Origin of the sequence: Arthrobacter sp. JUb119 (genome assembly GCF_024807995.1) — a bacterium.
Taxonomy (GTDB): domain Bacteria; phylum Actinomycetota; class Actinomycetes; order Actinomycetales; family Micrococcaceae; genus Glutamicibacter.
The window spans coordinates 491,457-514,963 of record NZ_JANUFE010000001.1; the positions used below are offsets into that span (position 1 = coordinate 491,457).

Genomic DNA, 23,507 nt, shown 5'->3' on the forward strand with positions numbered 1-23,507 from the left:
ACCGTTGGTGTTGCAACGACCGTTAGAACCCGCCGGGAAGCGGTCCCGGCTTTTCGCATGGTTCCAGCACTCAGGGAGAAGCACCGGAACCATGAACGGCCTGGAAGGTACTAGCCGTTGAACTTCTTCCCGTTGACACGTTCGGAGGCGCCAACCTGGTCCAGGTACGGGGTGATGCCACCGAGGTGCATTGGCCAGCCGGCACCGGTGATCATGCACAGATCGACGTCGGCCGCTTCGGCAACGACGCCCTCATCCAGCAGCAGCCCGATTTCCTCGGCCAGCGCATCTTGAACACGAGCCAGGATCTGTTCCTTGCTCGAGTGCTGATCGCCGAAGGCCATCAGCTTTTCAGCCTCGGGATTCAGCACCTGGTTGCCAGCCTCATCCTTGACCCAGAGGGCAGTGATCTTCGCGTCGATCAGTTTCTGCAGATTCTCCGAGACGGCAAATCGTTCGCCGAAAGCGGCGTTCAGCGACTCGTTGACATGCTGCGCGACCGGCAGACCTACCATCGCCAACAAGGTCAACGGGCTCATTGGCAGGCCCATGGGGGTCAGTGCCGAGTCAGCTGTCTTCGCGTCGGTGCCCTCGTCGAAAGCGGCCTGGACTTCACTCATCAGGCGAAGCAGTACGCGGTTGACCACGAATGCGGCAGAATCCTTGGTTTTCACCGTGGTCTTCTTCAGCTTCTTGCCCAGCACGAATGCAGTGGACAGCGAGGAATCGTTGGTCCACTCCGTAGCAGCAATTTCCAGCAGTGGCATCACGGCTACCGGGTTGAAGAAGTGGAAACCGACCAGGCGCTCTGGATACGACAAGTCGCGGCCCATCTCGGTGACAGAGAGCGAGGAAGTGTTGGTGGCCAGGATGCACTCGGGGGAGACCACCGCTTCAACCTCTGCGAAAACCTGCTTCTTCACATTCAGCTCTTCGAAGACGGCCTCGATGACGAAGTCGGCATCCGCGAACGCCTTCTTGGTGACCGATCCGGTAACCAGAGCCTTGGTGCGGTTGACCGCATCCTGGCTCATGCGGCCCTTGGCGCGCAGCTTGTCGATCTCGCCATGGATGTAGGCAAGGCCCTTGTCCACGCGCGATTGATCCAGATCGGTGATAACCACCGGAACGTTCAGGCGGCGGGCGAACAGCAGGGCCAGCTGGCCAGCCATCAACCCTGCGCCAACGACACCCACTTTGGTGACGGGGCGCGCGAGCTTGGGATCCGGTGCGCCGGCGGGGCGCTTGCCGCGCTTCTGGACCAGGTCCAGGAAGGCGTACACGGTGTTCTGGAACTGCGGGGTGCTCATCAGGCCAGTCAGCGCTTCGACTTCAAGGACTGCTGATTCCTGCTGCGAGATGGCCAGGCCCTTGCGGAAGACCTCAAGCACCTTGTACGGTGCCGGGGCCGCGCCGGACAGCTTCGCATCGACGAACTTTTCGGCAGCGTCGGCCGCATCCAGCCAGCGGCGAGCAACCTCGGGATCGGTTGGATCGACCGCATTGGGGCGCTTGACCTCTGTGGTTCCGGAGATGACACCGTCAGCGAAGGCAATGGAGTGCTCGATGAAGTCAGCTGGTTCGAACAGGGCGTCGGCCACCCCCATCTTGGCAGCTGCCGGACCGGAGAGGGTGCGGTTGCTGTTCAGCGGGTTCTCGATCATGACCTTCAGCGCGTTCTCGGGGCCGACTAGGCGGGGCAGGCGGTATACGCCGGCCCAACCCGGAATCAGGCCGAGGAAACCTTCTGGCAGGCCCAAAGCGCCCGCGGCGGTGCTGACCGTGCGGTAGTTGCAAGCCAGCGCGATTTCCAAGCCGCCGCCGAGCGCCAGGCCGTTGATGAAAGCGAAGGTCGGAACGCCCAAATCGGCAAGCAGCTCATAGGTGTAGTGGCCCAGCGAAGCCATGGCGGTTGCTTGATCCGGTGCGCTCAGGCGGGTGACGGCCGACAGGTCGGCACCGGCAATCAGGAAGTACGGCTTGCCGGTGATCGCCAGGGCATCGATCTCGCCATTCTTGGCGCGTTCTGCTTGGACTTCCAGCGCGGCGCGCAGTTCCAGCAGGCCATTGGGCCCGAGGGTGGTCGGCTTCTTGTGGTCCAGGCCGTTATCCAGGGTCAGCAGTGCCAGTGTCTTGCCGCTTGGCAAGGCCACGTCCTTCACGAAGGTGTGGGTGACGGTCTCATCGTGCATCAGCTGCGCGACAGCCTGGAAATCTTTGCTCATTGCAGTCATTGTCTCTTCCTTATGCCTTGCTGCCGAAGTCCGCGTGGTTTGGGTTCTCCCAGATCACTGTGCCGCCCATGCCCAAGCCGATGCACATGGTGGTGATGCCATAGCGCACCGAATGGTCTTCGGAGAACTGGCGGGCCAGCTGGGACATCAGGCGCACGCCGGAAGAGGCCAGCGGGTGGCCCACGGCGATGGCACCGCCGTACCGGTTCACGCGCTCATCGTCCTGGTCGATTCCGTAGTAGTCGAGGAAGGACAGCACTTGCACGGCGAAAGCCTCGTTGATTTCGAACAGGCCGATGTCGTTGATGCCAAGGCCGGCCTTGGCCAGGGCCTTTTCGGTGGCCGGCACCGGCCCGTAGCCCATCACGTCCGGGTCCACGCCGGCGAAGGCGAAGGAGACCATGCGCATCTTCGGTTCCAGGCCCAGTTCGCGCACTGCCTCGCCGCTGGCCAGCAGGGCGGCGGTGGCTCCGTCGTTCAAGCCTGCTGCGTTGCCTGCGGTCACGCGTCCGTGGGCGCGGAAGGGGGTGCGCAGTTCGGCCAGCGATTCCATGGTGGTGCCTGGCCGTGGCGGCTCGTCAACCGAGTTCACGGCCCAGCCTTCGCCCGGCCGCTTGGCTGCCACGGGGATCAGATCGGCCTGGATCTGCTGGTTCTCGTAGGCCTTGGCCAGCTTGGCCTGCGATGCGACAGCATAGCGGTCGGCGCGTTCCTTGGTGATCGCAGGGAAGCGGTCGTGCAGGTTCTCCGCGGTATTGCCCATGTTCAATGCTTGCGGGTCGACGATGCGCTCGGAGAGGAAGCGCGGGTTCGGGTCCGCTCCGGCGCCCATGGGGTGGTTGCCCATGTGCTCCACGCCGCCGGCGACCACTACGTCGTAGGCGCCGAAAGCGATGCCGCCGGCGGTCGCGGTGACGGCGGTCATCGCTCCGGCGCACATGCGGTCGATGGCGAAGCCCGGAACGGACTTGGGGATGCCGGAGAGCAGGCCCACGGTGCGGCCCAAGGTCAAGCCCTGGTCGCCGGACTGCGTAGTTGCGGCCATGGAGATCTCGTCGATCTTCTCGGCAGGAACTTCCGGGTTGCGTTCCAGCAGGCCGCGTACGGCTTTGACGGCAAGGTCATCGGCGCGGGTACCGTGGTAGATCCCCTTCTCGCCGGCTTTGCCAAATGGGGTGCGTACCCCGTCGATGAAGACGACATCGCGGTCGTCGAGCGAAGGGCGCGCATTGTTGCGCACGGTCGAAGCGTTGGCACTCACCGTCGGGCTCCTTGGGGTTAGTTCATGCTGCCCGTGAAGACCGGGCAGTGGCCAGCATCACTGTGACCTGAACCATACGTTACTCAGTAGTAACTTGAAGTGCAAGTGCAGCACCTCGCAAATCCGGGAACCCGCGGTGAATCCTTCTTGGAAACCGCCTAGGCCTGCTTCAACGCGATGGCCAGCTTGTCCGCAAGAAGTCCACGCTGCCACTGGCGGGCACCGAGATTTTCCAGCATGTCCGCTACGCTTGCCTCGCTGATGCGAGCCGGCGCATTCCAGCACAATTCACGCAGGTACTTCGGGGTCAAGAGATTCTCGCCGGGAATATTCCAGTGCTCGCTCACCTCATTGACGACCAGCTTGGCCGCGTCCAGCCGGTTCGCCGCGGCCGGGTTCTTTTCGGCCCATGAACGAGGGTGCGGCAAGTCCGGCTTGGGGGCGCGCAGGTCGGGCAGGTCCCTGGTGCTATTGCCGCGCTTGATCGCGTCGACCCAGCGTGCGGCATCGCGTTTGGCATTGCGCGTGTGGAACCCGGGGATCTGCAAGAGCGCTGGAACGCTGGTGGCGCGCTGATCCACAGCGGCCATGATGGCGCGGTCGGGAATGAGCCGACCCGGGGCAACGTCGCGGCTCTGCGCCAGGGCTTCGCGGGAAAGCCACAGTTCGCGAGCTACCGCCAGGTTGCGTCGGCTCTTGAGCTTATGGATGCCGGACAATTTGCGCCACGGCACCTGTGCCGGGGAAGGGTCAGGCAGATTGCGTTCGTACTCGAATTCCTGGAAGGCGAAATCCAGCTTGCCCTGCTCTTCCAGCACCGCGGTGATGGCCTGGCGCAGCTCTTCGAGAACTTCCACATCCAGTGCGGCGTAGTTCAGCCACGATTCAGGCAACGGGCGGGTGGACCAGTCCACTGCCGAATGTTCTTTGGCCAACTGCAGCTCGAGCAATTCGCCCACCATGGTACCCAGCGAGACGCGGGGGAATCCCGCAAGACGGCCAGCCATCTCGGTATCGAACAGCGAGGTAGGGGACATGCCCAATTCGTGCAGGCACGGCAAATCCTGGGTGGCCGCATGCAGGATCCAGGGCTGCTCGTTGACGAACTCGCGCAACGGGGACAGATCGTCCAGGGTTTCCGGGTCGATCAGCCAAGTACCCGCACCTTCTCGGCGAATCTGCAGCAAGAAGGCGCGCTGGCCGTAGCGGAACCCGCTGGCTCTTTCGGTATCCACGGCCAGATCGCCGATGCCGGCTTCCAGCGCCCGCACTGCACGGCGCAAGGCAGGTGCGGTGTCGATGACTTCGGGGATCCCGTCGCGTGGCGCACTTAGTGGCGTCAGAACGGGTGCGGCGGCCTCGTTGGCAGTGGTGGATGATGCGGGAGCGGAAGAGTCAGAATTCGGCATGGTGCTTCCATTCTAGGACTATTCGGCTCCATCGCATTGATAATCGCTAGCTCAGGCGGCGATGAGGCAGCTGCTGCACGCCTTCGGGCAGGGGAGGCAGGCCGGCGAAAGTGCAAACCATATCGGCCCACGCGCTCAGATGCGTTCCCAGATGGTCAGAGTCCGGGGACCAGGAAGCACGCAGCTCGATATCGATATGGTCTTGTTCCCCGGCGAGATTGCCGAAGGATTCGGAAATTACCCGAGTCGCAGTACCGCCAGCGCAATGGTATGCGGCGTCGCGATCGCGCAGGGCTTCTTCGAGCCATGACCACGCGACGGAAGCCAGCATGGAATCCTGGCCCATTTCATGATCCAGACGGGCCCGAATGTAGGTGACGATGCGGAACTGGCCATTCCACAGTTCTTGGCCTGCGGGGTCGAAGAGGAGGATGAAGCGTCCGGTGGCCAGCTGCTCGGCTGGTTGGAGGAACGGGGTGCGGCCAATCTCCTGGCCCTGGGGGCCGTGTCCGGGAGCAACCACATCCATCACGTCGCCACTGAGTGCCAGCGCGAACGGCGCCAGCCTGCCAGGGGCCGGAATTTCGGTGAATTTCAGTTCCTTGCGCACCTTGGCATGCGACAACTCTTCAAGGGCCGTGGCAAAGGCCTTCGGAATGGCGGAAGCAGGGCGATCATTGGTCACAATTTGAGTCTAAGCGCGCCGTACCCGAGCATGGGTACGGCGCGCCGACCGCGGGTTCATGCTAAGCGGCGGCGTAGGCGCCAAGCAGCTCGTGCAGCTTGGCAATGAACGCTGCAACATCTTCCTCGGTGGTGTCGAACGAGCACATCCAGCGCACTTGGCCGGCCGCGCGATCCCAGTCGTAGAAGCGGAAGTGCTCGCGCAGCTGGTCGCTGACCTCGGTAGGCAGCTGGGCGAAGACGCCGTTGGCCTGAGTCGGGTAGACCAGCTGGACTCCGTCAATTTCCTCAACTGCCTGCGAGAGCTTGGCGGCCATGGCGTTGGAGTGGCTTGCCAATTCGCGCCACAGATCGGTGCCGTAGAGCTCGATCAGCTGTGCGGAGATGAAGCGCATTTTCGAACCCAGCTGCATGTTCATCTTGCGCAGGTACTTCAGGTCCTGGGCCAGTTCGCTGCGCAGGGTCAAAATGCCCTCACCGAGCAGGATGCCGTTCTTGGTACCGCCGAGGGAAACAATGTCCACGCCGACGTCAGTGGTCAGCGCGCGCAACGGCACGCCCAGGGAGGCCGCGGCGTTGGACAGGCGCGAGCCATCCAGATGCACTTTCATGCCCAGCTTGTGCGCGTGGTCGGTGATGGCCTTGATTTCCCCAGGGGTGTACAGGGTGCCCAGCTCGGTGGCCTGGGTGATCGACACGGCCAGCGGCTGCGCGCGGTGCTCGTCGCCCCAGCCCCATGCTTCCTGGTCGATCAGCTCTGGAGTCAGTTTGCCGACGGGAGTGTCAACCTGCAGCAGCTTGAAGCCGCCGATGCGCTCCGGCGCACCGTTCTCATCCACGTTGATATGTGCAGAAGATGCGCAGATGACAGCGCCCCAGCGTGGAAGCAAGGACTGCAAGGCGATGACGTTGGCGCCGGTGCCGTTGAAAACCGGGAAGATCTGGGCTTCCGGGCCAAAGGCATTGCGGGCGACGTTGCCTAGTTCCTCGGTGTACTGGTCCTCACCGTAGGAGATCTGGTGGCCGCCGTTGGCGCGGGCAATCGCATCCATGATGCGCGGGTGCACGCCAGAATAATTATCCGAAGCGAATCCGCGAATCGAAGCGTCGTGGGTAAAAGTCATGCTGTGGAGGTCCTTAGTAGTTCAAGGGGTGAAGTCGAAAGCTATGCCAGTGCAGCGCCCAGAGGTGTGCACCGACCAATAATCAGGCCTTGGGCAATGCAACCCGGGTGCCGTTGAGCTCGCGGGCATCCTGGCCAAGCAAAGCCACTGCGGCCTGGGCAAGAAACTGCACCGGGGTCTGCCCGGAAGGCGTTTCTTCGGGAGACTTGTCGCTCAATGCCTTGACGACCCAACTCACCGCGGCGGCATTTTCTGCCTGCTTGGCGAACAGGCGGGCGATGGCATTGACCCAGTGTTCCGCTGCGGCCTTGACCGCACCGTAGTTGGCATTGGACGGGGTCGGATTCAGCACTGCCTCGGCACTGACTATCGCCAAGCGGCCTGCGGGGGAGGCGACCAGATCATCGACGAAGGCGCGGGAGGTGTTGCGCAGGGTGGTCAGCACGCTGCTGTGCAAGAAATCCCAGTCCTCGTCGGTTTGGCCGGTGATCGACTTACCGCCACGCCAGCCACCTACCAGGTGGATCAGCGCATCGATGCTGCCGTGCTCTTCATGAATCCGCAGTGCCAATTGCTTGACCGCTGCGAAGTCGCCCAGATCGCATTCATAGCGGGCATGAACGAACGGGAGGCGTTCGTCGAGGCGCTCTTGGTTGCTTCCCACTGCAAGCACACGCGCTCCGGCATCAACCAGCGCGGTGGCGCTGGCAATGCCGGAGGCGGAAGTAGCACCGGCAAGGAGCACTAGTCTGGATGTCTCGTTCAAGGAGATTCTTTCTTTGCTCACATTTTCTAGCCTAGAGGAAAGGCTAGATTTTCGTTGCCCCGGTCATGCCCTTGGTCGATTCGATGACGGTGGCCATTTTCTTATTCAGAGCTTCGTAGAACATCGACAGCGGGAATTCATCGTCCATGACCTGGTCGGTGATTTCACGTAGTGGTGCGGTCAGCGGCAGGGCATCCGGACCCTTGGCCCAGACCGACGCGGGGTTCGGGGTGACGGTGGCCGAAACCAGTTCGTAGGCAGCAAGCCAGTGGGCCAGCTTCGGACGGTCGATGGACTTCCAATACAGTTCGTCGATCGCATCCCCCAAGGCTGCAACCACCTCGGGTACCTGATCCCAATCGATGCTCAGCTTGGTGTCGGTCCAGTGCAGCACATGGTGCTGGTGCATCCATGCGAACAGCAACTGGCCACCGAGACCGTCGTAGTTGCGTACGCGCGAACCGGTGATGGCGAAGCGGAAGATGCGGTCGAAGATCACCGCGTATTGCACCAGCTTGGCCATCTTGGCGCTCTTCTGATCCGAAGCCGGGTTGGCGGCGATCTTCATGCATTCGCGGAACGCGGTCAAATCGCAACGCAGTTCTTCGAGCGAGTAAAGGAAGAACGGCATGCGCTGCTTGATCATGAACGGGTCGAATGGCAGATCGCCACGCATGTGGGTGCGGTCGTGAATCAGGTCCCACATGATGAAGGTTTCTTCGGTCAGGTGCTGGTCCTTGAGCAGCTCTGCGGCGTCATCGGGCAGTTCGAGGTTGGTGATGCGTGTAGCTTCCTGCAGGACCTTGCGGAAGCGTACAGCCTCACGATCCTGGAAGATCGCGCCCCAAGTGAATGACGGAGTCTGCCGAATGGCGACCGACTCCGGGAAGAGCACCGCGGAATTGGTGTTGTAGCCTTCGGTGAAGTCGATGAAGCGCAGCGGCACGAACAGGGCGTTGGCGTAGTCCTTGCTCTCCAGGTCGGCAATGAACTCAGGCCACATGACCTGCACCAGCACGGCTTCGAGGTGGCGGTTGGTTGAACCGTTTTGGGTGTACATCGGGAAAAGCACCAGATGCAGCAGGCCGTCAATGCGCTGGGCCTGGGGCTGGAACTGCATCAGCGAATCGAGGAAGTCGGGAACGCCGAAGCCTGCATCTGCCCACTGGCGCAGGTCCGTGACCAGCTGCTCAAGATACTCTGCGTCGTGCTCGAAGTGCACGCGCAAGGACTGCACCGACTCGATGATGGAATCAACAAGCTTGGCAGCCTGTGGTGCAGATGCGCTGTCGGCCAAGGAACCGTCCTGTGCCTGGAGGCCCTGGAACTCGGTGGCGGCAGACTTCAGCGTCAGCCAAGCTTCCGAGTTTGCGATCTGCAGTACTTCTGCGTCGGTGGCCGGTACTGGCTTGGAGGAAATCTGAGTCATTTCATACACCTTCTTTTCATGTTTGGGGCAGCGCTCAAGTGCTTACCTTGAACGCTACGCTCAAACAACAGAAAAGGTGATGCTAAGTCATCAGTGAATAAGCAACTCTTGCTCTAAGTGTGATCCATGCCTTGCCACCGACAAAGGCATTAGCCCTGAGCAGGACGCAGGGTCAAGCTCAAAGAGTTCATGCAGTAACGCAGATCGGTTGGGGTTTGGAAACCTTCACCCTCGAAAACGTGGCCCATATGCGAATCGCAATTGGCGCAACGCACCTCAACACGCTTCATGCCCATGGACTCGTCGCTGATATAGCGCACCCGATCTTCGGCCAACGGCGCGAAGAAGGAAGGCCAGCCGCAACCGGCATCGAACTTCGTAGTGCTGGCGAACAGTTCCGAACCGCAGGCTCGGCAGGAGTACACGCCCTCGGTAGTGGTATCCCAGTATTCGCCGGTAAATGGACGCTCGGTCCCTGATTGGCGCAATACGCGGAATTCCTCGGAAGAGAGGATCTGCTGCCACTGCACATCGCTGCGCGCGGCTGCTTCGTCTGCTGGCTGTGCTGATTGGTTTACCGATTCATCATTCATGCAATATAAAACGCTTGAGCAGGCTAGATGATTCCCGGGCCAGGTCATGGAAAGATGAAAACATGGCTCGGAACATCGTAGATACCATGCAACCCCGCAGCGCAGTGCCTGCAACCCTGATTGGGGTTGGGCTGGGACTGGGCGCCGGTTCCCTTGTGGCCGCCAGCGTATCAGCGCTCGCCGGTTACTTCGCCCGACGTGTAGTGACCCCGGAAGAACGCCGCACCGGCAACAGCATCATCCGGGAGGTCGTCACCGATGCCGAGGGCAAACTCTGGTTGCATTTCAACAAGGACGCCGATACCAGCGAACCTGGTCCGTGCAGCTTCCTCACCGAATTCGACTCCTGCGCGCTGCGGCTTTCCGCGCCGGAAGCCGTTCCGGGCAAATCCCGCCTGGTTGCGCGCAAAATCGAGAAGATCTATCACGGCACCCTCCAGGGAGTACGCCGCGGCAACCTATCCGGGGCAATTTACGAGCACCCCGCGGACCTGGGCTTTGACGCAGAAGACGTAGTCGTGCCCCTGGATGGCGGCGACGGTCCAGCCTGGCTGGTGCGTGGCTCCACGAACGAAGATGTCTGGGTGATTGGCGTGCACGGCCGAGGCGCCCGACGTAATGAGACCATTCGGGCGCTGCCTGCCTTGAGCGAACTCGGGGTTACGACCTTGCTGATGAGCTACCGCAATGACGGTTTGGCTCCGAGCGCCCCGGATGGCCGCTACGGTCTGGGCGATACCGAATGGCATGACGTGGAATCGGGTATCCAATTCGCACTGGACCGCGGAGCGAAGCAGATCATCTTGCTGGGCTGGTCCATGGGAGGTGCCATCAGCCTGCAGACCGCCGATCGGAGCAAGCTGGCCCACCATATTGACTCGCTCATGCTGGTCGGCCCGGTAATCAATTGGGTAGATGTGCTTTCGCACCAGGCCCGGGCCAATAAGATCCCGCAATCGGTGGGCCTGTTCGGCCAGTGGCTGCTGTCCAATAAGGCAGGGCGCTGGGTCACCGGCCAAGCGGCCCCGGTCAATCTGCGCCGGTTGAATTGGGTGGACCGCGCGGACGAATTGAAATTCCCGACGCTGATAATGCACAGCCGTGATGACGAGTTCGTCCCTAATGGCCCGAGCTTGAAACTGGCGGCGCTGCGCCCGGATTTGGTCACGCTCAAGACCTTTGCCAAGGCAGGGCACACGCGTGAGCCGAATGTGGATCCACAGGGTTTTGCCCGGGCGATCACCGACTTCTTGAGCAAGCGCATGCCGCTGCCTCAAGTCCAATAGCCCAAGGCGGCAAAGGGCCCTGCCCGCGAGAACGATCAACAGATCTCGATCCCGCAGGCAGGGCCCTTTTTTGGCCAATCGCTGTCTAGCCGGAGGCGATCGGCGCCCAAATGGCTCCGGTCGCCTTCGCGGCATCTCGCGGAGCGATCTCCAGGCTGAAACCGCGGCGCCCGCCAGAAATGAATACCGTCTCGAACTGCTGCGCACTGGAGTCAATGACGGTAGCGGTTTTCTGGCGCTGCCCGAACGGGGAAATCCCGCCCAGGACATAGCCGCTGCGTCGCTGGGCGGCAGCCTTGTCAGCCATCTGCGCCTTCTTCTTGCCCAACGCGGTGCCAATCGCCTTCAGATCCAGCTTCGCATTCACTGGCACCACTGCGACGGCCAGATCCTGGGCGGCGTTGGCCCCGGTGGAGACCATCAGGGTCTTGAAGACCCGGTCGCCACTGGCACCCAATTGCTCGGCTGCTTCGGCGCCGTAGCTTTCGGCCAAGTCGCTATGCGCATAGCTGTGCGCTACATAGTTGATACCTGCCGCATCCAGCGCGGCGGTCGCCGGGGTGGAGGCGGCCTGCTTCTTCTTGCCCACGTGCTTGGGGATCCTTAACTACTGCTTATTGGCTTCTAGCTGCGTTCGATGCAAAACCTACGCAGGCAGCTGCTCTGAGATCTGGCGCTTAATGCGGCCGAGCATGGCGGTCATGCCGCGCATGCGCAACGGCGACAGCGCACGGGTCAGACCCAGCTGCTGGGGCATGTCATCGGGAACGGCGAGAATCGCTGCGGCCTCCGCGCCGTCCAGGCCGGCAGCCAGCACCGAGGCGAAGCCGCGGGTGGTTGGAGCCTCCGGGGGAGCGGAGAAGAACAGTCCCACCGGGTTATTCGCTTCGGCCGAGACCTCGACGGCCAAGAACAGCGGCGACTGGCATTCGACAACCTGCTCGAATAGTTCAGGATGATCAGCCAGGCGTGCTGGAAGCTCGGGCAGCTCGCGCGAGTACTCCAGCAGCAGCTCCAAGCGGTCGGCCTCGGGCACCTCGGTGAACTCCTCGACGATTTCGTTCAGTGCATCGGGGAGCTGGCTCATGCGCGGGCTCCGCGCTGTGCAGGCATCTCGCCGGCGGCTTCGCCGCGAACGATGGGCACGCCAACCGCGTTGCCCCACTCGGTCCATGAACCGTCGTAGTTGCGCACGGTTTCGAAGCCCAGCAGGTGCTTGAGCACGAACCAGGTGTGGCTCGAACGTTCACCGATGCGGCAGTAGGCCACCACATCGTCGCCCGGCTTCAGGCCGGCGCCGTCGAGGTAGATGGCTTCCAATTCTCCGCGCGAGCGGAAGGTGCCGTCCTCGGCCGCGGCCTTGGCCCATGGCACCGATGCGGCGGTTGGGATGTGCCCGCCGCGCAGGGCGCCTTCTTCCGGGTAATTCGGCATGTGGGTACGTTCGCCGGTGTATTCCTCGGCCGAACGCACGTCGATCAGCGGGTTGCCCAGGTGCTTCAGGACCTCCGGAAGGAAAGCGCGGATCTCGGAGTCGACGCGCTCGATTACCGGGTATTCGGTGGCGGTCACGGCTGGCTTCTCGGTGCTCAGCTCGCGGCCTTCAGCGATCCACTTGTCGCGGCCGCCGTCCATCAGGCGGACATCTTCGTGGCCGAAAAGTGTGAAGACCCACAGCGCATAGGCGGCCCACCAGTTGGACTTGTCGCCGTAGATGACCACGGTGGACTCGCGGGTGATGCCCTTGGCGGCCATCAGCTGTGCGAAGCCTTCGCCGTCGACGTAGTCGCGCGTGACTTCGTCGTTCAGCTCCGTGTGCCAGTCAATCTTCAGCGCGCCTGGCACGTGGCCAGTGGAATACAGCAAGATGTCCTCATCCGATTCCAGTACTACGAGATTCTCGGCTCCGAGGTTGTCTGCCACCCACTGGGTGGAAACCAGTCGTTCTGGGTGAGCGTAGGCTGCATATTTCTCGTTGGACTCGACGGGCAACGACATTCCTAATCACGATCCTTGCGGGTGTCAGTTTTTGCCACGCTGGAAACAGCGGGCACGGGCATTACTTCTAGCCTAGTCCTCATCCATTGCGAACCCAGTGTGCTCTACGACATTTTCGGCAATGATTCGCCGCGTTCAAGGTAAACTGGCCGATGGGAAAGCCACGGCTTCCCGACCATTTCCTGAGCAATCAACTGAAGGACTCCCACAGCCAATGGCGACGATCACCCACCTGAGCGAGACCAAGCCGAATCTTTCAATCGAAGAACTGCTGGCCGGATTCCACCCGTCCTACCGCTTTGGTGAAGTGTCCTTCAATACCTATCGCCCGGATCCTAACCAGCCTTCGCAGACCGAAGCCGTCAATAAGCTCAAGGCTTTCGCAGAAACCGTGGGCAAGAACAGCTCCGGTTCGTTCCTCTCCAAGCTTTTCGGCAAGAAGAAGGAAACCAAGAACGGCATCTACCTCGATGGCGGCTTCGGCGTGGGCAAGACCCACCTGCTCGCCTCCCTGTGGCATGCAGCCCCGGGCCGCAAGGCCTTCGGCACCTTCGTTGAGTACACCAACCTGGTTGGCGCGCTGTCCTTCCGCCAGACCGTTGAAGTGCTCAGCCAATACTCGCTGGTCTGCATCGACGAGTTCGAACTGGATGATCCGGGGGACACCGTGCTGATGTCCCGGTTGATGCGCGAGCTGTCCGATGCTGGCGTGAAGCTGGCGGCAACCTCCAACACCCTGCCCGGTGCGCTGGGCGAGGGGCGCTTCGCGGCAGTGGATTTCCAGCGTGAAATCAAGACCCTGTCAGAGCAGTTCGACGTGCACCGCGTCGAAGGCGAAGACTTCCGCCACCGTGGCCTGCCCGATGCCCCCGAGCCCTTGGAAGATGCGGGCATCGAGGCATTCGCCCTGGATCGCTACCCGGACAAGACCTTGGCCGATGACAACTTCGACGATCTGGTGGCTCACCTTTCGAAGGTTCACCCGTCGCGTTACCGCCAGTTGCTTTCCGAGACTGATGTGCTGGTTCTGCACAACGTGGATACCATCACCGATCAGGCCATCGCCCTGCGTTTCGTGGTTCTTGCTGACCGCCTGTACGACAAGGACGTGCCAATCGTTGCCTCAGGCAAGCCATTCAGCGAACTGTTCACTCCGGAAATGATGTCCGGCGGCTACCAGAAAAAGTACTTCCGTGCCGTCTCGCGCCTGACCGCTTTGGCTCGTGAAGGCCAAGTTGGAGAACCAGCGCTCTAAGCCGGAAACGCCGGCCCCGCCACTTCATCGTCGAGCCCTGCGCTCGACGATGAAGTGCGTTAAGAGCCCTGCCACCAAGGCCCAGAAGGCACCGCCGATCCCGAAGAGCGTGAGATTGCCGGCAGCGACCAGGACCGTGGCCAATGCGCTCAACCGCCAGGAGGAATCGGCCATCGCTCCGAGCAGCGCATTGGCGAGTGTTGCCAGCAAGGCCAAGCCCGCCGCCGCCTGGAACAGCCCCTCGGGCGACGCGCTGGCCACCGATACGATCAGCGCACTCAAGGCACCGAAGACCAAGTAGAAGACGCCTGAACTCGCCGCCGCCCGCCAACGCAGCCGGGGGTCCGGGCCGGCCTGCTCTCCGGCAGCCAGCGCCGCGGTGATTGCCGCCAGGTTGATGGCATGCCCGCCGAAGAACGCGCCGCTAGCCGACCCCACTCCGGTCGCCAGCATGGTGGGGCGCCACGGCGCGGTGTACCCGAAGGAGCTGAGCACGGCCACGCCCGGAATATTCTGCGATGCCATCGTCACCACGAACAACGGAACGCTGATGCTGGCAATGGCCTGCCAGGAGAATTCAGGACTGACCCACTGCAGCTGCGGAAGAACTTCGAGTGAATCCCACGTCGCGGAGCGGCCAATATGCCATAGGCCGAACCCCACCGCCGCTAGCATGCTCAGCGCTACGGCGAATTTCGGAAGGATCCTGAGCCCGACGAAGAACACCAGGAGAATTCCCAACGCGGGCAACGGGATGCTGGCCACGGCTGTAAATGGTTTCAGGCACAGCGGGATCAAGACACCGGCGAGCATGCCTTGGGCAATTGGGACCGGAATACGAGTGAGCAGCCGGTGCAAGGACGGTACCAGACCGGTCAACACGATCAGTGCGCCGCTGACGATGAATGCCCCCACTGCCTGATTGAACCCGAACACTCCGGGAGCCAGTGAGGCGAGCATCGCTGCACCGGGAGTGGACCATGCAATGCTGATCGGCTGGCGGTATCGCAGCGAAAGCGCAATGGTGCTCAGGCCTACGCAGAGGGACAGGACGAATAAGCCTGAGGCGGCCTGTTCGCTAGAAGCTCCGACCTGGAATAATCCGGCCAGTACGACAGCGAAGGATGCTACGAATCCCACCATGGTGGTGATCAATCCCGCAAGCACGGAATGGAAAAGGCCAGCTCCATCCGGGGGCGTGTGACGAGTCATACTCTTTTTCTACAGGGTGGCGCCGGTTTGCCGAAAATCGGCATGAATTAATTCCCCTGATATGACGTTAAAGCAGGGAAGGCACCGACCTCGGTCGGTACCTTCCCAGGATGCTCGGGCAAGCCGAGGGGAGTGCGTCGAGGAATTAGGCCTCGTTATTCTCGCCTTCGCCTCCGCCAAGGCCATTGAGGTAGTCGCCAGCGCCCTGCTGGACACCGTCTACCTGCTCGGCGAACTTGCCGCCGGTCTTGTCATCGACAAAATCACCAGCCTGTTCGATACCCTGGGATACCTGCTCCGGGTTCTCCTTGGCGAATTCCTCTGCCTTGCCACGCAGATCATCAAATCCTGCCATGCTGCACCTCCATTCGTCTGTGGGAACCCCTGTAGCTCCACAACTACTACCCACCCTAAAGGCTCAGGCCAACGCATGGAAGTGCATTAGGGACATTTCCCCAGTTGCCTAGGTGTTTTGCTGGTGGCTGTCAGATTGCACACAGGTTAGCTATTTACTAGTCAGGGAAGTGGTGGCCGCCTGGAACGATGGTTAAAGCAAAGATGGGAATCACGAAAAGTGATTCCCATCTTTATTTGGAGCGGTCAACGAGGTTCGAACTCGCGACCTCAACCTTGGCAAGGTTGCGCTCTACCAGCTGAGCTATGACCGCAAAACTATATTCAATTATTTGGAGCGGTCAACGAGGTTCGAACTCGCGACCTCAACCTTGGCAAGGTTGCGCTCTACCAGCTGAGCTATGACCGCATATATTTAATTAGTAGATCCATGGTCTGGTGAACCATGATTCCGTGCGCGATACTGGGATCGAACCAGTGACCTCTTCCGTGTCAGGGAAGCGCGCTACCGCTGCGCCAATCGCGCCGAAGATTCGCAAGGAATCTCGACAGAATTCAAAATTGCCTTATGAATTCACAGAGCGGTCAACGAGGTTCGAACTCGCGACCTCAACCTTGGCAAGGTTGCGCTCTACCAGCTGAGCTATGACCGCATATATTTAGTTATTAGATCCATGGTCTGGTGAACCATGATTCCGTGCGCGATACTGGGATCGAACCAGTGACCTCTTCCGTGTCAGGGAAGCGCGCTACCGCTGCGCCAATCGCGCAAAAAAGATCAAGCAATCTTCATTGCGAGGTGGGGACGGGATTCGAACCCGCGTATACGGCTTTGCAGGCCGCTGCCTCGCCTCTCGGCCACCCCACCATACTGACCGAAGTCAGAGTGACTAGTTTTACCTAGTCGGTGAATCTTTTTGCGAGCGGACAACGAGGTTCGAACTCGCGACCTCAACCTTGGCAAGGTTGCGCTCTACCAGCTGAGCTATGTCCGCAAAATGTGTTGTTTTGTGAACGTTTCCGTTCGCTCCAACGAGTAAAAACTCTATACGAGTTTTCGCATCCCCACAAATCGAGACGCTGAGATCTGGTTCACATGGCCTAAAAACCGCGGAACTACGCGGAAAATTGATTTTTCCGTCTCGACTAGGAGCGAAGCAAGCCGAGCGCATGCCATGATCGTGTGCATGACGTCACCAAAACTGGCTATTCAAACAGACCTGGGCCGCATGTACAGCCGAAAAGTCGGCGGGGAAGCGATTGTCCCATCCATCACCACAGTCATTGGCATGGACAAGCTCGACCTCTCCGGCTGGGCCGGGTACATGGCGGCCAAGTCGCTTTCCGATGATCATCGGCTGGTGCAAGCGGTGGGGGACCCGCGCCAATTGCGCTCACTCGTGCGAGATGCAGCCGGTGCGGCCGAAGCTTATCGGGATTCCGCGGCCATGCGCGGGGACCGGGTGCATAACTACGCGGAGCAGCGCGCCCTGCAAGCGCTGGATCTGGAACATGACCTAGGCTCAGCCCAAGCCGCGCTCGAAGCGAATATGGAGCTGGGCTTCGCACGCCACTTCGACCAATGGTGGGAAGACTACGATGTCCGGCCCCTTGCCGCCGAGGTGACGGTTTGGAATCACAGCGTCGGCTACGCCGGCACCATCGACCTGGTCGCCAAGATCGGCTGTCGAACCTGTCTCGTTGACTACAAGACCAAAAACACCGACCGCGACGGCTTCGTCAAGCGTCCTGACGACAAGGTGATCATGCAGCTCGCGGCCGCATGCAAAGCCGAAGAGCAAGTCGTCGATGCCGAACAAGGCACGTGGGAAGAGTGGGAGCACGGGACCGATGCCATGCTGCTCGCCGTAGCCCTGGGCGAGACCGGGGCGCGCACCTTCATGGCCCCGCCTCCAGCTTTGCCCGACTACTGGTCCAAGTTCTATGCCTTGCGCCGGAATTGGGAAGCCTCATTCAGGATCGCGCAGTCGCGTGCCTCACTGGCCGAAATCACGCCGCCAGCTCAATAAAGTCGCACGCCCACCGCGTAGACTGGAACGGTTAGCTTTCGGCATTGCGAAACCTAATACCAATGTCCACGGCAGGGAAGGTACCAGCGGATTATGGCGATTTTGGGAATTCGGATCATCGGAGACCCCGTTCTACGCACCCCAGCGCAGGAGGTGACCGACTTTGGCCCGGAGCTCCAGAAGCTCGTCGAAGACATGGACCAGACGATGGAAAACGTCACCGGTGCAGGACTTGCCGCACCGCAGGTCGGTGTTTCCCTGCGCGTCTTCACCTACCAAATTGGCGAAAAACGCGGACATATCGTGAATCCGGTGCTGGAGCTCAGCGAGGATTACCAGGAAGACCAGGTGGAGGGCTGCCTGTCCATCCCGGGCATTGCAGCACCAGTTCGGCGCCGGCGCTATGCCAGGGCCACCGGCTTCGATAAGTTCGGCAACCCGGTAGAACTCGAAGGCGCCGACATGCTCGCCCGCTGCTTCCAGCACGAAACCGATCACCTGGACGGCATCTTGTTCCTGGACCGGCTGGCACCAGAAGAAAAGAAAGCGGCGTGGCGCACCTTGCGGGCCAACAACTACTCGCAGACCGCTAACGCCACCGTAAAGAAACGTTCCGGAGCCCTGGGCTCCAGCTTTGGCGCAGGATTGGGGTTCTAACTCATGCGTATTTTATTCGCCGGCACACCACAGGTCGCCGTCACTTCCCTGGATTACCTGCACGAGGCCGGTTTTGAAATTGCCGCAGTGCTCACCCGTCCCGATGCCCCGTTGGGACGCAAACGCGTGCTGACCCCATCGCCGGTTGCCGCTCGCGCCGCAGAACTTGGCCTGCCGATCATCAAGGCTGCCAAGATCACCGAAGAAACTACCGCCGAACTTGCGGCCTTGGATCTTCAAGCCGCGGCCATCGTCGCCTATGGAGGGCTAGTGCCGGAGGCGGCATTGGCAGTTCCAACCTATGGCTGGATCAACCTGCACTTCTCCTTGCTGCCGCACTGGCGGGGTGCCGCTCCGGTGCAGCATTCCATTATCAACGGCGACGACATCACCGGTGCAGTCACCTTCCAGCTGGAAACCGGACTGGACACAGGTCCGGTATTCGGACAGGTCACCGAGAGAATTGGTGAACTGGACACCGCAGGCATCATGCTCGAACGGCTCAGCCGGTCCGGCTCGAAGCTGCTGGTGCAGACCTTGCAAGCTCTGGATTCCGGGCAGGCCATTGCCATTCCGCAGTCCGGATCGCACACCTACGCACCGAAGCTTACCGACGTGGATGCGGAGCTGGACTTCACCCGGACCGCCACGGAAATCCGTCGGCGCGCCCACGGAACGACCCCGTCCCCGGGCGCCTGGGTCAAGGCCGAAGACAAGCGCTTCAAATTCGGTCCACTGCGTGAGCACCGCGAGATCACCGACCTTGCGCCAGGCGAAGTGCGCATCGAGCCAGGCAAGCAGCCGAAGGTATACATCGGCACCGCCACCTGGGCCCTGCAGCCCACCGGAATCCAGCCTCCGGGCAAGAAAATGATGAACGCCAGCGACTGGGCACGTGGAGTGCTCACCCAGGGAACGAAAGTGAGCTTCGCATGAGCGGACAGGAACCACGCGGCGGATACCGCGACAATGATCGCCGCAATGAGCAGGGCCGTACCCGCAACCGCGGCCAGGCCGGCCCGCGCAAGTATTCGGCATCCGCACCCGGCCAGCGAAAGCGCGCGGCCGACCCGGCACGCCTGGTAGCTTTCAAGACCCTGCGTGAGGTATCCGGCGCGGATGCCTACGCCAACCTGGTGCTGCCGAAGATGATCCGCGAATACCAGCTTGACCGCCGCGACGCGGGCTTCGCCACCGAACTGGCCTACGGGGCACTGCGCGGACAGGGGTTCTACGACGCGATCCTGACCACCCTGGTTGACCGTCCGCTGGCCGAGCTGGATCCGGCCATCCTCGATGCGCTGCGCCTGGGCGCCCACCAGCTGCTGGCCATGCGTGTGCCCAAGCATGCCGCCCTGGATGAAACCGTGTCGCTGGCTCGTGCGCAGATCGGTGCCGGTCCGTCCGGCCTGATCAACGCCGTACTGCGGCGCGTTTCGGCCAAGGAAGCCGACGAATGGACCGAACTGCTGGCCAATGCTGCCGCTTCGGAGTCCGAGCGGCTGGCCATCGAGCACTCGCACCCGGATTGGATTGTCCGTGCCTTGCGTGGCGCGCTGATTTCCCATGGCCGCGACGCCAGCGAACTCGAAGCCCTGCTGGAAGCGGATAACCTGGCGCCGTTGGTGAACCTGGTGTCCCTGCCGGGGTTGGGCGATCTGTCCGGCGCCCTGGAATCCGGGGCGGAACCGGGCACCTTGCTGGCTGATTCGGCCACCTACAAGCACGGCGACGTCTCGCGTGTGCCAGGGGTCAAGGAAGGCACGGTGCGTGTCCAGGATGCCGGCAGCCAGGTCATGGCCCGCGCCCTGGCTACTATCGAATTGCCCGAAGCCGGCGAGGACCGCTACTGGCTGGATCTTTGCGCAGGTCCAGGCGGAAAGGCGGCGCTGCTCGCAGCGATCGCCGTGCAGCGCGACGCCCGACTGACTGCCAACGAGCCAACACCGCACCGCGCTCGCCTGGTCGAGAACTCGTTGGCTGCGGTGCCGCATGACTACTGGATGGTCACCGGTGACGACGGACGCAGCTTCGGCGGTCTGGACTATGCAGGGGACTACGACCGCATCATGGTCGATGCCCCTTGCTCCGGCTTGGGCGCATTGCGCCGCCGCCCGGAATCGCGTTGGCGCAAAGCCCCGCGCGACATTCCGGAACTGACCAAGTTGCAAGGCGAGCTGCTCGCTGCAGCCTTCAACGCGGTCCGCGTCGGCGGCGTCATCGGCTTCGTCACCTGTTCGCCGCATCAGGCCGAAACCCGCCTGGTTGTGGAAGACTTCTTGAAGCACCACGAAAACGCGGCACTGCTGGATACCAGCGCCGCGGTTTCCTCGGTGATGTATCAGGACGCGCCATCGGCAGGCCATGCACTGGGCGATGGGAGCACCGTGCAGCTGTGGCCGCACGTGCACGGCACCGACGCCATGTTCATGGCAATCCTGACCAAAAAAGCCTAGCCAAGCCCGAGTATTCCAAGGAGCATCCATGCGTAATGCGCGGATCAACCCGTCGATCCTGTCCGCTGATTTTGCGAACCTCGCTAGCGAGCTGGACCGCATCCACACTGCCGACGCGGTCCACGTGGATGTCATGGACAACCATTTCGTTCCCAATCTGACCTTGGGCTTGCCCGTGGTTGATGCGCTGCACAAGGTCAGCAAGCTGCCGATCGATGTGCACCTGATGATTGAGAACGCGGATCGCTGGGCCCCGGAATACGCGCAGCTCGGCGTGGATTCGGTAACTTTCCACGCCGAGGCTTCGGCAGCTCCTGTCCGCTTGGCTCGTGAATTGCGTTCCGCCGGGTCCAGGGCCGCCATGGCCTTGCGCCCGGCCACGCCGATCGAACCCTACCTGGACATGCTCGGCGAGCTGGACATGGTTCTGCTGATGACCGTGGAACCAGGTTTCGGCGGCCAGAAGTTCCTGGATCTGGTCCTTCCCAAGATCAAGCGTGCCCGGGCTGCCATTGACGGCAGCGGCAAGCCGATTGCGCTGCAGGTTGACGGCGGCATTTCGCGCGACACGATCCTGCGCGCCGCCGAAGCCGGTGCGGATGTCTTCGTCGCCGGTTCCGCGGTGTACTCGGCCCAGGAGCCATCGGTGGAAATCGATGTATTACGCAATCTTGCGCTGGGCGGTCACTAGCGGCGCACAAAGTGTGTCAGAATAAACCCAGTAAACACGAATACGTGCTCCGGGGTCGGTGAAAGTCCGAACCGGCGGTGATAGTCCGCGACCCGCAACCAAAGCCACAAGCTGAGGGAACGGTTGAACTGGTGAAATTCCGGTACCGACAGTTAAAGTCTGGATGGGAGAAGCACGAATTTGATATGCCTACTGGTACTGCCGATAGCCCGCACCGGGTCTATCTCTTAAAGCAGAGCCACAGGCCCATCAAATGCACACCCCCGGAGCCGCCGCTTCGAGAAGGGTGGAATGATGGATTTCCTGCGGTGGCTCATTGAAGCTTTCAACTCACAAATTGCGATCGGCTCGTCGGCACTTTTGGTGCGCGAAGTCGTAGGCAATATCTTCGGCCTGGCCAGCGCCGTGGGCGGCATGCGCCGCAAAGTCTGGGCCTGGCCTATCGGAATCGTCGGCAACCTGTTGCTGCTGACGGTGTTCCTGGGCAGCATTTTCGATACCGGATACACTGCCAACCTCTGGGGCCAAGCCGGCCGGCAGATCATGTTCATCGCCGTCTCGGTCTTCGGCTGGTACCGCTGGAAGCAGGCCAAGAACGGCACCGGTAGCGCCGTCACCCCTGAATGGGCTTCCAACAAGGCTCGCCTGGGCCTGATCGCCGTGCTGATCCTCGGTACCCTCGCAGTGACACCGATCTTCCGCCTCCTCGGCTCCTATGAACCTGTCTGGGCTGATGCGTGGACCTTCGTTGGTTCGATGCTCGCCACGTACGGCATGGCCAAGGGCTGGGTCGAATTCTGGCTGATCTGGGTCGCCGTTGACGCCGTAGGCGTGCCGCTGCTGTTCTCCGCCGGCTACTACGCCAGCGCGTTCATGTACCTGTTCTACGGGGCATTCACCCTGGTCGGCTTCTTCGTCTGGGCCAAGTCCAAGCGCGACGCGAAACCCCAGATTGAAACCGAAATGCTCGATCCAACCATCTCGCGCCAACGCTGAAAGGGGAGCAGCACCATGATTACGACCCAGCAGCTCGACGCCGCATTGCGCACCGCGCTGGAAACCGCCGGACGCGGCCACCGCGGGGCCAACCCGCTGGTCGGCGCCTGCGTCCTGGATGCCGAGGGAAATATCATCGCCACCGGTTTTCATATCGGGGCGGGGCATCCGCACGCCGAGGTCGACGCACTGCGGCGCCTGGGCAAGATGCCTCCTGCCAAGGCCCGCGAACTGACGATGGTAGTGACCCTCGAACCTTGCAACCACACCGGTCGCACAGGTCCCTGTGCCCGAGCCATCGTGGAAGCCGGCATCGGGCAGGTGTACTACGCAGTCTCGGATAACACCGCCGCCAGCGGAGGTGCCGACTACCTGCGCAGCCACGGAACCCAAGCCACCCAGCTGGAGGATTTCTCCGCGGCGAAGCAGCTGAACCACCGCTGGTTCATCGCCAAGGCCGAAGGCCGACCGTTCATCACGGTGAAAATTGCCCAGTCGCTCGACGGCCGGATCAACGCACCGGATGGCACGAGCCAATGGATCACCTCCGAGGCCTCGCGCAACCACGCGCACACCCTGCGCTCCCGCGTGGATGGCATCCTGGTCGGCACGAACACGGCGATCATCGACAATCCGCGGCTGACCGCCCGCACTCCCGAGGGGCAGCTGCATGAACGCCAGCCCTTCCGCCTGGTCATGGGCGAACGCGATTTGCCAGCAGATCTGGCACTCGCCCAGGGAAGCGATTGGTCGCAGATCCGCAGCCACGACGTGCAAGAGGCCATCGCCCGGGCTAACGAGTTGGGCCTGGCCCACCTGCTGATTGAAGGTGGCGCCACGGTCGCCTCGGCCTTCATCGCAGCAGATCTGGCCGACGAAATCTACTGCTACCAAGCACCAGTGCTGATCGGCGCAGGCAGCTCATCGGTCAACATGCCAAGCACCACCACACTCAGTGACGCGCAGCGTTTCCGGCTGGATTCGGCCAGCAACGAATCGTTGACCCGGCTGGGCGATGATATTGCCCTGCATCTAGAACCGTTGCCCCGCGCCTAAGCGCCAGCAACCCCAA

22 protein-coding genes, 7 tRNA genes and 1 riboswitch are annotated in these 23,507 nt (G+C 61.7%); of the genes, 9 read left to right on the top strand and 20 right to left on the bottom strand.

Features of this window, described 5'->3' with window-relative positions; translation table 11 throughout:
* Window positions 1-110 precede the first annotated feature (110 nt).
* The 8 genes from M2368_RS02335 to msrB form a co-directional block, all read right to left on the bottom strand.
* Complete coding sequence (locus M2368_RS02335) at window positions 111-2,234, bottom strand: 3-hydroxyacyl-CoA dehydrogenase NAD-binding domain-containing protein (protein WP_498723974.1); 2,124 nt, start codon at window positions 2,232-2,234, stop codon at window positions 111-113.
* Window positions 2,235-2,244: 10 nt separating this feature from the next.
* The gene (locus M2368_RS02340; protein WP_388022393.1) at window positions 2,245-3,495 is read right to left on the bottom strand and encodes a thiolase family protein; all 1,251 of its coding nucleotides are present in this window, start codon (window positions 3,493-3,495) and stop codon (window positions 2,245-2,247) included.
* Window positions 3,496-3,653: 158 nt separating this feature from the next.
* A complete protein-coding gene (locus M2368_RS02345) occupies window positions 3,654-4,904 on the bottom strand; it encodes an HRDC domain-containing protein (RefSeq protein ID WP_105656737.1) in 1,251 nt (416 codons plus the stop codon).
* Window positions 4,905-4,950: 46 nt separating this feature from the next.
* Window positions 4,951-5,589 carry a DUF3000 domain-containing protein gene (locus M2368_RS02350; protein ID WP_498723975.1) on the bottom strand — a complete coding sequence of 213 codons (639 nt, stop codon included), beginning with the start codon at window positions 5,587-5,589 and terminating at the stop codon, window positions 4,951-4,953.
* A gap of 61 nt (window positions 5,590-5,650) precedes the next feature.
* Entirely contained in the window at window positions 5,651-6,712 is a 1,062-nt protein-coding gene (locus tag M2368_RS02355) for a threonine aldolase family protein (protein WP_498723976.1), read from the bottom strand.
* Between the two features lie 82 nt (window positions 6,713-6,794).
* A complete protein-coding gene (locus M2368_RS02360; RefSeq protein WP_286134570.1) occupies window positions 6,795-7,499 on the bottom strand; it encodes an SDR family oxidoreductase in 705 nt (234 codons plus the stop codon).
* Window positions 7,500-7,521: 22 nt separating this feature from the next.
* Entirely contained in the window at window positions 7,522-8,907 is a 1,386-nt protein-coding gene (locus M2368_RS02365) for a DUF6421 family protein (protein WP_332486054.1), read from the bottom strand.
* A 149-nt stretch (window positions 8,908-9,056) separates the two neighbouring features.
* Window positions 9,057-9,500, bottom strand: a complete 444-nt coding sequence (gene msrB / locus M2368_RS02370; RefSeq protein ID WP_402696010.1) for a peptide-methionine (R)-S-oxide reductase MsrB — start codon at window positions 9,498-9,500, stop codon at window positions 9,057-9,059.
* A 62-nt stretch (window positions 9,501-9,562) separates the two neighbouring features.
* Here msrB and M2368_RS02375 point away from each other — a divergent pair, with 62 nt between their 5' ends.
* Window positions 9,563-10,786, top strand: a complete 1,224-nt coding sequence (locus M2368_RS02375) for an alpha/beta hydrolase family protein (RefSeq protein WP_332503005.1) — start codon at window positions 9,563-9,565, stop codon at window positions 10,784-10,786.
* A gap of 85 nt (window positions 10,787-10,871) precedes the next feature.
* Here the strand turns inward: M2368_RS02375 and ybaK are convergent, their stop codons facing one another.
* From ybaK to M2368_RS02390, 3 genes are read right to left on the bottom strand one after another with little or no spacing between them, the layout of a single operon-like run.
* Window positions 10,872-11,375, bottom strand: a complete 504-nt coding sequence (gene ybaK, locus M2368_RS02380; protein WP_332486060.1) for a Cys-tRNA(Pro) deacylase — start codon at window positions 11,373-11,375, stop codon at window positions 10,872-10,874.
* A 57-nt stretch (window positions 11,376-11,432) separates the two neighbouring features.
* Window positions 11,433-11,873, bottom strand: coding sequence for a SufE family protein (locus M2368_RS02385; protein WP_105656729.1), 441 nt, complete (start codon window positions 11,871-11,873; stop codon window positions 11,433-11,435).
* Complete coding sequence (locus tag M2368_RS02390) at window positions 11,870-12,784, bottom strand: sulfurtransferase (protein WP_332594951.1); 915 nt, start codon at window positions 12,782-12,784, stop codon at window positions 11,870-11,872. Before M2368_RS02390 ends, M2368_RS02385 begins: the two co-directional genes overlap by 4 nt.
* Window positions 12,785-12,998: 214 nt before the next feature.
* Here M2368_RS02390 and zapE point away from each other — a divergent pair, with 214 nt between their 5' ends.
* On the top strand, window positions 12,999-14,039 hold the full coding sequence (gene zapE, locus M2368_RS02395; RefSeq protein WP_434691075.1) for a cell division protein ZapE: 1,041 nt from the start codon (window positions 12,999-13,001) through the stop codon (window positions 14,037-14,039).
* A gap of 24 nt (window positions 14,040-14,063) precedes the next feature.
* Here zapE and M2368_RS02400 read toward each other — a convergent pair whose 3' ends face one another.
* The 9 genes from M2368_RS02400 to M2368_RS02440 all read right to left on the bottom strand — a co-directional run bounded on the left by M2368_RS02400 (window position 14,064) and on the right by M2368_RS02440 (window position 16,600).
* The gene (locus M2368_RS02400; protein ID WP_400342232.1) at window positions 14,064-15,251 is read right to left on the bottom strand and encodes a benzoate/H(+) symporter BenE family transporter; all 1,188 of its coding nucleotides are present in this window, start codon (window positions 15,249-15,251) and stop codon (window positions 14,064-14,066) included.
* Between the two features lie 145 nt (window positions 15,252-15,396).
* Window positions 15,397-15,606, bottom strand: coding sequence for an antitoxin (locus tag M2368_RS02405; RefSeq protein ID WP_133834248.1), 210 nt, complete (start codon window positions 15,604-15,606; stop codon window positions 15,397-15,399).
* Between the two features lie 237 nt (window positions 15,607-15,843).
* Window positions 15,844-15,919 (bottom strand) — tRNA-Gly (locus tag M2368_RS02410).
* 19 nt (window positions 15,920-15,938) lie between these two features.
* Window positions 15,939-16,014: transfer RNA gene (locus M2368_RS02415), tRNA-Gly, on the bottom strand.
* 45 nt (window positions 16,015-16,059) lie between these two features.
* A tRNA-Val gene (locus tag M2368_RS02420) sits at window positions 16,060-16,131 on the bottom strand.
* 54 nt (window positions 16,132-16,185) lie between these two features.
* Window positions 16,186-16,258 (bottom strand) — tRNA-Gly (locus tag M2368_RS02425).
* Window positions 16,259-16,303: 45 nt separating this feature from the next.
* Window positions 16,304-16,375 (bottom strand) — tRNA-Val (locus tag M2368_RS02430).
* A 27-nt stretch (window positions 16,376-16,402) separates the two neighbouring features.
* Window positions 16,403-16,473 (bottom strand) — tRNA-Cys (locus M2368_RS02435).
* Between the two features lie 54 nt (window positions 16,474-16,527).
* A tRNA-Gly gene (locus M2368_RS02440) sits at window positions 16,528-16,600 on the bottom strand.
* 192 nt (window positions 16,601-16,792) lie between these two features.
* Here M2368_RS02440 and M2368_RS02445 point away from each other — a divergent pair.
* From M2368_RS02445 to ribD, 7 genes are all read left to right on the top strand, one after another.
* Entirely contained in the window at window positions 16,793-17,635 is an 843-nt protein-coding gene (locus M2368_RS02445) for a cytochrome (RefSeq protein WP_498723977.1), read from the top strand.
* Between the two features lie 93 nt (window positions 17,636-17,728).
* Window positions 17,729-18,292, top strand: a complete 564-nt coding sequence (gene def, locus M2368_RS02450; RefSeq protein WP_332486710.1) for a peptide deformylase — start codon at window positions 17,729-17,731, stop codon at window positions 18,290-18,292.
* Window positions 18,293-18,295: 3 nt separating this feature from the next.
* Window positions 18,296-19,228, top strand: a complete 933-nt coding sequence (gene fmt, locus M2368_RS02455) for a methionyl-tRNA formyltransferase (protein WP_498723978.1) — start codon at window positions 18,296-18,298, stop codon at window positions 19,226-19,228.
* Window positions 19,225-20,748 (top strand): RsmB/NOP family class I SAM-dependent RNA methyltransferase, encoded by a 1,524-nt coding sequence (locus M2368_RS02460; RefSeq protein WP_105656722.1) that lies wholly within the window; start codon window positions 19,225-19,227, stop codon window positions 20,746-20,748. The genes fmt and M2368_RS02460 overlap by 4 nt, the downstream gene beginning before the upstream one ends.
* A 28-nt stretch (window positions 20,749-20,776) precedes the next feature.
* Window positions 20,777-21,439, top strand: a complete 663-nt coding sequence (rpe, locus tag M2368_RS02465) for a ribulose-phosphate 3-epimerase (protein ID WP_105661463.1) — start codon at window positions 20,777-20,779, stop codon at window positions 21,437-21,439.
* A 41-nt stretch (window positions 21,440-21,480) separates the two neighbouring features.
* A riboswitch (FMN riboswitch) is annotated at window positions 21,481-21,618 on the top strand.
* Between the two features lie 115 nt (window positions 21,619-21,733).
* On the top strand, window positions 21,734-22,435 hold the full coding sequence (pnuC, locus tag M2368_RS02470; protein WP_105661574.1) for a nicotinamide riboside transporter PnuC: 702 nt from the start codon (window positions 21,734-21,736) through the stop codon (window positions 22,433-22,435).
* 15 nt (window positions 22,436-22,450) lie between these two features.
* Complete coding sequence (ribD, locus tag M2368_RS02475; RefSeq protein ID WP_105656720.1) at window positions 22,451-23,491, top strand: bifunctional diaminohydroxyphosphoribosylaminopyrimidine deaminase/5-amino-6-(5-phosphoribosylamino)uracil reductase RibD; 1,041 nt, start codon at window positions 22,451-22,453, stop codon at window positions 23,489-23,491.
* The last annotated feature ends 16 nt before the right edge of the window (window positions 23,492-23,507 follow it).

Coding starts and splice junctions, on each gene's coding strand:
- pnuC (WP_105661574.1), top strand. CDS start 21,734: ATGGATTTCCTGCGGTGGCTCATTGAAGCTTTCAACTCACAAATTGCG.
- fmt (WP_498723978.1), top strand. CDS start 18,296: ATGCGTATTTTATTCGCCGGCACACCACAGGTCGCCGTCACTTCCCTG.
- M2368_RS02365 (WP_332486054.1), bottom strand. CDS start 8,907: ATGACTCAGATTTCCTCCAAGCCAGTACCGGCCACCGACGCAGAAGTA.
- M2368_RS02445 (WP_498723977.1), top strand. CDS start 16,793: ATGACGTCACCAAAACTGGCTATTCAAACAGACCTGGGCCGCATGTAC.
- M2368_RS02400 (WP_400342232.1), bottom strand. CDS start 15,251: ATGACTCGTCACACGCCCCCGGATGGAGCTGGCCTTTTCCATTCCGTG.
- M2368_RS02460 (WP_105656722.1), top strand. CDS start 19,225: ATGAGCGGACAGGAACCACGCGGCGGATACCGCGACAATGATCGCCGC.
- M2368_RS02345 (WP_105656737.1), bottom strand. CDS start 4,904: ATGCCGAATTCTGACTCTTCCGCTCCCGCATCATCCACCACTGCCAAC.
- M2368_RS02335 (WP_498723974.1), bottom strand. CDS start 2,234: ATGACTGCAATGAGCAAAGATTTCCAGGCTGTCGCGCAGCTGATGCAC.
- rpe (WP_105661463.1), top strand. CDS start 20,777: ATGCGTAATGCGCGGATCAACCCGTCGATCCTGTCCGCTGATTTTGCG.
- msrB (WP_402696010.1), bottom strand. CDS start 9,500: ATGAATGATGAATCGGTAAACCAATCAGCACAGCCAGCAGACGAAGCA.
- def (WP_332486710.1), top strand. CDS start 17,729: ATGGCGATTTTGGGAATTCGGATCATCGGAGACCCCGTTCTACGCACC.
- M2368_RS02385 (WP_105656729.1), bottom strand. CDS start 11,873: ATGAGCCAGCTCCCCGATGCACTGAACGAAATCGTCGAGGAGTTCACC.
- zapE (WP_434691075.1), top strand. CDS start 12,999: ATGGCGACGATCACCCACCTGAGCGAGACCAAGCCGAATCTTTCAATC.
- M2368_RS02405 (WP_133834248.1), bottom strand. CDS start 15,606: ATGGCAGGATTTGATGATCTGCGTGGCAAGGCAGAGGAATTCGCCAAG.
- M2368_RS02355 (WP_498723976.1), bottom strand. CDS start 6,712: ATGACTTTTACCCACGACGCTTCGATTCGCGGATTCGCTTCGGATAAT.
- M2368_RS02375 (WP_332503005.1), top strand. CDS start 9,563: ATGGCTCGGAACATCGTAGATACCATGCAACCCCGCAGCGCAGTGCCT.
- M2368_RS02390 (WP_332594951.1), bottom strand. CDS start 12,784: ATGTCGTTGCCCGTCGAGTCCAACGAGAAATATGCAGCCTACGCTCAC.
- ribD (WP_105656720.1), top strand. CDS start 22,451: ATGATTACGACCCAGCAGCTCGACGCCGCATTGCGCACCGCGCTGGAA.